Genomic DNA, 7,978 nt, shown 5'->3' with positions numbered 1-7,978 from the left:
TGGTGTGTCGGTGGGGCGTCGTTGGTGTGTCGGTGGGGCGTCGTTGGTGTGTCGGTGGGGCTTCGTTGGTGTGTCGGTGGGGCTTCGTTGGTGTGTCGGTGGGGCTTCGTTGGTGTGTCGGTGGGGCTTCGTTGGTGTGTCGGTGGGGCTTCGTTGGGGCGTATTGGGTGCGTATCGGGTGCTTTATGCGGCCTCTAGTTTACCAGGTCGCAGCTAATTCGTTCGAATCAGTCCAACGTAATACCATTTCCCATTAATAGCGGAGTTTGAGGGGGTGCGGCAGAAGCAGAGACGAGACTGCAGGGACGGCCGGGTCCAGTTGCTGAACTTTAGCGGTCCCTGAAGGCTTAATTTGGCGGAATTCGCAGCTTTCCTGCGTATTAACGGATTTTGAAGGCTCTATTGAGTGACAGATGCTGCCATTTTGCTTGAATTTGCCTTGTCTCTCGAAAATAACTCCCTCAAAATCCTTTATTCTCGAATGACGGCCCGTTTATAGCAAAATAACGGATTTGAAAACCGCTAAGTTACAAGGAATCTCCCCGAATCATCTCCCTCCTCGCCCGCGATGCTTCCCGTCAAGTCGATCCTAAAAAAATAAAACCTTCGCCATCCACGAACAGTGTGGGGCCGAAGGTTCCATTATTCATTAGTTTTGCATTACGAAATCGTTATCCACCTTGGCGTTGACGTCGTCGAACACGCGCAGGATTTCGTAGCGCGTATTGCGCTGCGCAGGGATTTTGCCCGCCGCACGGATGATGTCCAGCGTCGAGCCGATGTTCACCTTGTGCGTTGTGCCCGCTGCGGAGACGACGTTCTCCTCAATCATCGTCGAGCCGAAATCGTTGCAGCCGAAATGCAGCGACTGCTTGCCGACCTCCGGCCCCATCGTCACCCAGGACGACTGGAAATTCGGAATATTGTCCAGGAACAGGCGGCTGATCGCCACGTTCTTGAGATAATCCTCAGGCCCCAGCTTCTCCGCCTTCATATTCGTGTTGTCCGGCTGGAACGTCCACGAGATGAACGCTTTGAACCCGCTCGTCGGCAGCTTCTGCGCAATCACGTCATCCTGCTCGTCACGAACGCGCAGCAGGTGCAGCGCCCGCTCCTCCATCGATTCGCCGAAGCCGATCACCATCGTCGCGGTTGTATTCATGCCGATCTTATGCGCCGTGTGCATGACGTCCATCCAGTCGCGCCAGGAACCCTTCAGACGGCTGATCTTGCGGCGTGTCCGGTCGTCCAAAATTTCCCCTCCGCCGCCAGGCAGCGAGTCAAGTCCCGCTTCGTGCAGCTGGCGTACAACCTCCTCCAGGCTGAGGCCGTCCGACACGACCTTCATCTTCTGGATTTCCGCCGGCGAGAACGAATGCATCGTAATTTGCGGGAACCGCTTCTTAATCTCACGCAGCAGGTTCGTGTAGTAGCTGAAAGGCAGATTCGGGTTCGTCCCGCCCTGCATCAAAATTTCCGTACCGCCGACATCGATCGTTTCCTGGATTTTCTGGAAAATGACCTCGTCGGGCAGCACATAGCCTTCCGCCGAGCCCGGCGGCCGATAGAACGCGCAGAACCGGCAGTACACGTCGCAAATGTTCGTGTAGTTGACGTTACGCCCGATCACGAACGTCGTTATCGGCTCCGGATGCCACTTCAGCATAATCTGATTGGCGGCGTGACCCATCTTTTCGATTTGATCCGATTCGTACAAGGTGATGCATTCCTCGACATCGAGGCGGCCGCCGGCGACGGCTTTATCTAGAATGCGGTCGATTGGACTCGCGGTCATGACTCGCACACTCCTTCGTTGTACAGGATAGAAAGTAAAATTTCGCTTCTTCCATCCTACCACAAAGCCGCCTACTCTGCGAGCGCCTGGTCCAGATCGGCAATAATATCCTCGATATCTTCAAGTCCGACCGAGTAGCGGAGGATTCCGTCCGTAATGCCGCGCTCCGCGCGGACTTCCTTCGGCATCGCTGCATGCGACATGAGCGGGGGATAAGATAAAATGCTCTCCACCGCCCCGAGCGAAACGGCGACAAGCGGTATCGTCACCTTGTCCATAAGACGCTTCGCCCGCTTCCCCGAACCGACGTCAAAAGAAACGACGGCACCGTAGCCCTTCGACTGCTTCTCGTGAATGGCACGGCCCGGATGATTCGGCAAGCCCGGGTAGTACACCGCCGAGATGTCCGAGCGGCCCGCCAGCCACTCCGCGAGCCGCCGCGCCCCTTGCTCATGGGCGTCCATACGCGCCTTCAGCGTCTTCATTCCGCGCATCAGCAGCCACGAATCCTGAATGCCGAGCACGTTGCCCATCCCGTTCTGAATCGCCTTCATCCGCCTGCCAAGCTCCTCGCTCGCTACGACGGCAAGCCCGCCGAGCACGTCGGAGTGACCGCCGAGAAACTTCGTGGCGCTGTGCAGAACGATATCGACGCCAAGCTCGATCGGCCGCTGGTGATACGGCGTCATAAACGTATTGTCCAGCATCGTCAGCAGCTCATGCTGCTTGGCCCACTGTACGACGGCTCCGATATCGGTGATTCTCAAGGTCGGGTTGGACGGCGTCTCAATGAACACAGCCTTCGTGTTCGGTCTGAGCGCCGCCTTCACCTGCTCCAGATCGGTCATATCGACGAACGTCGTTTCCACGTTCATCCGGTTCATGATCGTTGTCAGCAGCCGGTACGTCCCGCCGTACACATCCTCCGTGCAAATCACGTGATCGCCCGCCGACAGAATCATGAACGCCGAGGAGATCGCCGCCATACCGGAAGCGAACGCGAAGCCGCGGACGCCCCCTTCCAGCTGAGCGATGTAATCTTCGAGCACCTGCCGTGTCGGGTTGCCGGAACGGGTGTAATCGTACGTTTGTCCCGCCTCAACATCCGCTTGATGGAACGTCGACGCCTGGTAGAGCGGCACGCTGGAAGCCCCCGTCGCCGTATCGTACGCACCCTCAAAATGAATTAATTTCGTTGCAAAGCTCTTCGCTTGCTCCTCTTCCCGATTGCCGCGTCCCATTACAGCGCCCCGCCCTTCAGCTCTTCAGCCGCAGCCGCGAACGCTTGATCCAGATCCGCGATCAGATCGTCCACATGCTCGATACCGACGGAGAAACGCAGCAGACGATCGTCGACGCCGACGGCTCTGCGGATTTCCTCCGGGATGTCGGCATGCGTCTGCACGGCCGGATACGTCATCAGCGACTCGACGCCGCCAAGGCTTTCCGCGAAAGCGATGAGCTTGATATGGCGCAGGATCGGCTCGATCGTGCGGGCGTCTTTCATTTTAAAGGAGAAAATGCCGGTGTTGCCCTTGGACTGCTTGTTCTGAATCGCATGCTGCGGGTGCGACTCGAGGCCCGGATAGAACACTTCGGCCACCATCGGGTGCTGTTCGAGGTGGCGGGCGATCGCTGTCGCATTCGCCTCATGGCGCTCCATCCGCAGCGCGAGCGTCTTCATCCCGCGCATCAGCAGCCAGCTGTCCTGCGGCCCGAGGACGGCACCGATCGAGTTGTGCAGGAAGCCGATCTGCTCCGACAGCTCCTTCCCCTTCGTAACGATCAGGCCGGCCAGAACATCGTTATGTCCGCCGAGGTATTTGGTCGCGCTGTGGATGACGATATCGGCGCCCATCTCCAGCGGTCGCTGCAAGTACGGCGTCAGCAGCGTATTGTCGACAATTGTGATAAGCCCTTTCTTCTTCGCCCATGCGGCGACAAGCTCAATATCGGTAACCATCATCAGCGGGTTCGTCGGCGTCTCGATGAGCACCGCCTTCGTATTCGGCCGCACCGTCGTCTCCAGCGCATCCAGATCGTTCGTATCCACGTAAGAAGCCGTCACGCCGAAGCGGGACATAATTTTTTCCAGCAAGCGGTACGTACCGCCGTACAGATCGAGAGATACGATCAAATGGTCGCCTTGGCTGAACATCGCAAAGATCGTTTGCAGCGCCGCCATGCCTGTCGATAGCGCAAAGCCGGCATCGCCCGATTCCAGATCGGCAATCGCCTTCTCGAGCACCGCTCTCGTCGGACTCTTCGTCCGGGCGTAGTCAAAGCCGGTGCTCTGCCCCAGCTTAGGATGGCGGAATGCGGTAGCCTGGTACACGGGGAAGCTGACCGCTCCGGTGACAGGCTCTTCTTGGGAACCGATTTGGGCTAAACGGCTTTCAATGTGCTTCACAGAAAAGCTCCTCTCGCATGAATGGATTATTATAAGCTAGCGCTTGCCAGGCTCTCGGACGTCAAATCGAACGGAGTCTCCTGGTAAACGTAGTAATTCAGCCAGTTGGAGAACAGCAGATTTGCGTGAGCTCTCCACGTCACCCGAGGCTCGCGGGTCGGGTCGTCGTTCGGGTAATAATTTTTCGGAACGTCGATCTCCAGCCCTCTGCTCACATCGCGGTCATATTCCCATTTCAGCGTACACGCATCGTATTCGGAATGGCCGGTTACGAAAATGTGTTTGCCGTCCTCGGAAGCAACGATATACACGCCCGACTCGTCGGACTCGGACAAAATTTCCAGCCCGGGCTTGCCGATAATGTCTTCGCGGCGTACCTCCGTGTGACGCGACTGAGGGACGTAGAACCATTCGTCGAACCCGCGCAGCAGCTTCACGTTTTGCTTCGCGACGAAGTGCGGGAACACGCCGAATATTTTTTTGTCCACTGGGTACTTGGGCACTCCGTAATGATGGTACAGCCCGGCCTGGGCGGCCCAGCAAATGTGCAGCGTCGACGTTACGTTCGTCTTGCTCCAATCCATAATTTGCTGCAGCTCCTGCCAGTAGTTCACCTCTTCGAACTCCAGCGTCTCGACCGGCGCACCGGTAATAATGAGGCCGTCAAAGCGCTCATGCTTCACGTCATCGAACGTCTTATAGAACGCCTCCAAATGCTCGGCGGATGTATTCTTGGATGTATGAGTGCGCGGGTGCAGCAGCACGAAATCGACTTGCAGCGGCGTATTGCCGATTAAGCGAAGGATTTGCGTCTCCGTCGTTTCCTTCGTCGGCATCAAGTTCAGAAGGGCGATGCGCAGCGGTCTGATGTCTTGATGGAACGCAACGCTCTCATCCATGACGAAAATATTTTCTTGATTGAGCACTTCTTTGGCAGGCAGATTGTCGGGAATTTTGATCGGCATTCCGGTACCCTCCTTAATATGTGAGAATGAGATGAGATAAGAAAAGGCCCTTCTCCATTTCAGAGAAAGGCCATTCGTCGTATAAGCAATGTCCTCTCTCATCTCTCAGAAGCTTACGCCTCCGCAAGATTTAGCACCGTGCCTCGTCCGCAATATGCGAATCGTTCGGCCGGTTGCCGGGTTTCATCGGGCTAGTCCCTCCACCAACTCTTGATAAGAGCTTACAGGTATTCAGTTATGTAGCAACTCTACATCTAGAGTAATGGAAAAAGCCCCGCCGGTCAAGAGGATTTTCCTTCCTCGGCAGCCCTCTTAAGCACGAACCATTCTCCCTTATCCGCATACCATACTATACAAAAAAAACATCGAAAAGGCCTTGCTCCACGCTTGAAGAACCGATATCGAACGAGTATACTTACAGAGTGCTCGACACGAATTTTCCTCGATGTGAATAATGTTCAGCCCATTCGGCAATAAGGGGGGATAACGATGGACGGTGACCCGACGAGTCGCGGCGTAACCTTGACAACTCAATACATCACACGAAGCTGGCCCGGGTTCGTCTATCGTTGCCTCTAGCCCGGTATGCCCAGGCCCGCTTCCAGATAAGGGGTGGATCCGATGAAAATTCGCTTGGTGCAAAACGGCGTATTCACATTGATCGAAGAGCCTACGCTCACCCTTACGCCGCCTGATAACGGCTTTTATTGGATCGACGCTACCGTGGAGGATCTGGAAGTGCTTCAGCCTCTGTTCGGACTGCATGATCTTGCCGTGGAAGACTGCTTAAGCGAAGAAGAGCAACGGCCGAAAATCGAATTTTATGATACGCACTATTTCATTGTTATCAATAGCATCCGGTTCGATGATGAAGAAATTTTTCTCCGCGCGTTAAACCTGTTCTTAGGCAAGCACTACATTATAACGGTTACCAGGCAAAAAATTCACGAGCTGCGGATGATCAAGCCGTTCCTGTGGGAAGAAGAAGTGAACGCAGCCGACCACTTTCTATATCAGCTCGTCGACTTGATCGTAGATAATTACACGGCCGTCGGCGACCGGATCGAAGCGAAGATCGAGAAGCTCGAGGAAGATATTCTCATGCATACGAAGCAATCGCACCTGAACGAGATTATCGGTCTGCGAAGCGAAATCTTGTGGCTGAAGAAGGTGCTCGTGCCGCAGCGCGACGTGATCGGAACGTTGAACAAGAAGGACTTGAAGCTGATTTCATCCCAGTGGCAAAAATACTTCGGCGACGTTTACGAGAACGCGGTGAAAATCGTCGATACGTTCGATACGCTGCGCGATTTGATGGGGAACTTGCGGGAAGCGTACCAGTCGTCCGTCGCGAACCGCGCGAACGAAATCATGAGAGTCTTTACGGCGCTGACGGCGATTTTCGTACCGCTGACGTTTATTACCGGTATCTATGGAATGAATGTTGATAACGTTCCGTTTATGCATGTGCAATACAGCGGCGAGCTGATCGTCGGCGCGATGATCGTTCTGGGGATCGCCATGTTCCTGCTGTTTAAGAAGAAAAATTGGCTTTGACGGAACCGGTCAAATAGGCAGTCTATCCTCGCCGGAGGATGGGCTGCCTATTTGCTTAACGCCCTCTAGCCTCGCGAAGTCCTCGGTCCAAGACCGTAAAACGTTTATGATCATCCTTTTTCCTATCTCTACATAATATCTTGCCTCTCGCTCCCGTCCCATCGCTTAAAGGTGCTCTAGCTCAAGCGGCGGCCAGCTTCTCTTTCCGATATTGCAGCCGCATCAAGCGCAGCCACTCGTAAGCCCGATCCAAATCCAGCGCCTTTAACTCATCCTCCGTATACATGCGGTGCAGTACAGGCTTTAAATACCTGACGCCTTCCAGCTCAAAGGCGCGCCGTGCCTTGCTGCGCTCGGCTTCGGGCACAAGCTCGAGCTCCGTCTTGAGCAGCATCTCGATGTCGTAGCCTTCTTGATCCAGCGTCTCGATCCGCTGTACGATTTCACGGCGCGACAGCGACAGCTCGGCGGCCAGCGTCTCCACCCGCTGCCCGCGCGCCATGCCTTCCAGCAGCTGCCGCTTCTGCTGCTGAAGCGTCTGCTCCGTGCGCAGCTTCAGCACCTTCTGCTCGCGCAGCCAGGCTTCGAACGCCGCCTCGCCCAGCGCCTCCTCCACCCAGTCGAGCGGAAATGCCGTCGTGCGTTCGAATGCCGATGTGACGGCAAGCAGCTGCGGACCGTACAGCTTAGCCTTCTGCTCGCCAAGCCACGGAATTAACGCCAGCTCTTCAGGCGTTTGCGGCAGGAATGCCGAGATTAAGCGCAGCACGCGATTGGTTGCCACCAAGTATGCCGCTTTGCTTTCTTTCTGAGCCTGCTCCCGCCGCCATTCCCGAAGCTTCTCATAAGCCGCTTCATTCGTAAATTTGTCGCTGTAGCATTGCAGCATCGCATTGAACCGCCCTTTGCCGGACAGCTCCATTCGTCCTTCAATCGTCGCTTCAACGAGCGGCGAAAACCCTTGCAGCCACTTGTCCTGCAGCTGCATGCGGAACGTCGTCAGCATCTCGTCCCATGAAATGCCTTCGTACCACACTTCCTGCGTCGTCGGGCCGTCCGCCCGGGCCTCGTTCCAAATCACGTTCCATACGCCATGCCGTTCGCCGATCGTCACCTGGGCGCTTACGGCATGCCCCTCCGCACCGTCCTTCTCCAAGCTGCTCATGAACACCAAATTCATCGTTACTCCTCCTTAATTCGCTCTCGAATTTTCGTTCAACAAAGCAAAAAAGCACCTTCTCTCACGGATGT

Annotated in this window: 6 protein-coding genes and 1 riboswitch; of the genes, 1 reads left to right on the top strand and 5 read right to left on the bottom strand. The window is 55.6% G+C overall.

The genetic code is table 11. From position 1 onward, the window contains the following. Positions 1-649: 649 nt before the first annotated feature. From mqnC to metA, 4 genes are all read right to left on the bottom strand, one after another. Complete coding sequence (gene mqnC, locus ACFFK0_RS03485) at positions 650-1,795, bottom strand: cyclic dehypoxanthinyl futalosine synthase (protein ID WP_377468501.1); 1,146 nt, start codon at positions 1,793-1,795, stop codon at positions 650-652. Between the two features lie 71 nt (positions 1,796-1,866). Continuing rightward, a complete protein-coding gene (locus tag ACFFK0_RS03480) occupies positions 1,867-3,036 on the bottom strand; it encodes a trans-sulfuration enzyme family protein (RefSeq protein WP_377468500.1) in 1,170 nt (389 codons plus the stop codon). Beyond that, positions 3,036-4,205 (bottom strand): aminotransferase class I/II-fold pyridoxal phosphate-dependent enzyme, encoded by a 1,170-nt coding sequence (locus tag ACFFK0_RS03475; RefSeq protein ID WP_377468499.1) that lies wholly within the window; start codon positions 4,203-4,205, stop codon positions 3,036-3,038. Before ACFFK0_RS03475 ends, ACFFK0_RS03480 begins: the two co-directional genes overlap by 1 nt. Before the next feature lie 29 nt (positions 4,206-4,234). Further along, positions 4,235-5,170: a homoserine O-acetyltransferase MetA gene (gene metA, locus ACFFK0_RS03470; protein ID WP_377468498.1), complete on the bottom strand. Its 936-nt coding sequence runs from the start codon at positions 5,168-5,170 to the stop codon at positions 4,235-4,237. A gap of 95 nt (positions 5,171-5,265) precedes the next feature. Continuing rightward, positions 5,266-5,390: riboswitch (SAM riboswitch) on the bottom strand. Positions 5,391-5,791: 401 nt separating this feature from the next. Between metA and corA the strand changes: the two genes are divergently transcribed. Further along, complete coding sequence (gene corA / locus ACFFK0_RS03465) at positions 5,792-6,727, top strand: magnesium/cobalt transporter CorA (protein WP_377468497.1); 936 nt, start codon at positions 5,792-5,794, stop codon at positions 6,725-6,727. A gap of 181 nt (positions 6,728-6,908) precedes the next feature. Here the strand turns inward: corA and ACFFK0_RS03460 are convergent, their stop codons facing one another. Continuing rightward, on the bottom strand, positions 6,909-7,907 hold the full coding sequence (locus ACFFK0_RS03460) for an HRDC domain-containing protein (RefSeq protein WP_377468496.1): 999 nt from the start codon (positions 7,905-7,907) through the stop codon (positions 6,909-6,911). Positions 7,908-7,978: the final 71 nt, after the last annotated feature.

Origin of the sequence: Paenibacillus chartarius (assembly GCF_042432825.1) — a bacterium.
Classification (GTDB): domain Bacteria; phylum Bacillota; class Bacilli; order Paenibacillales; family NBRC-103111; genus Gordoniibacillus; species Gordoniibacillus chartarius.
Note: the sequence above shows the minus strand (reverse complement) of the source record. Positions and strands in the feature narration are given on the sequence as shown.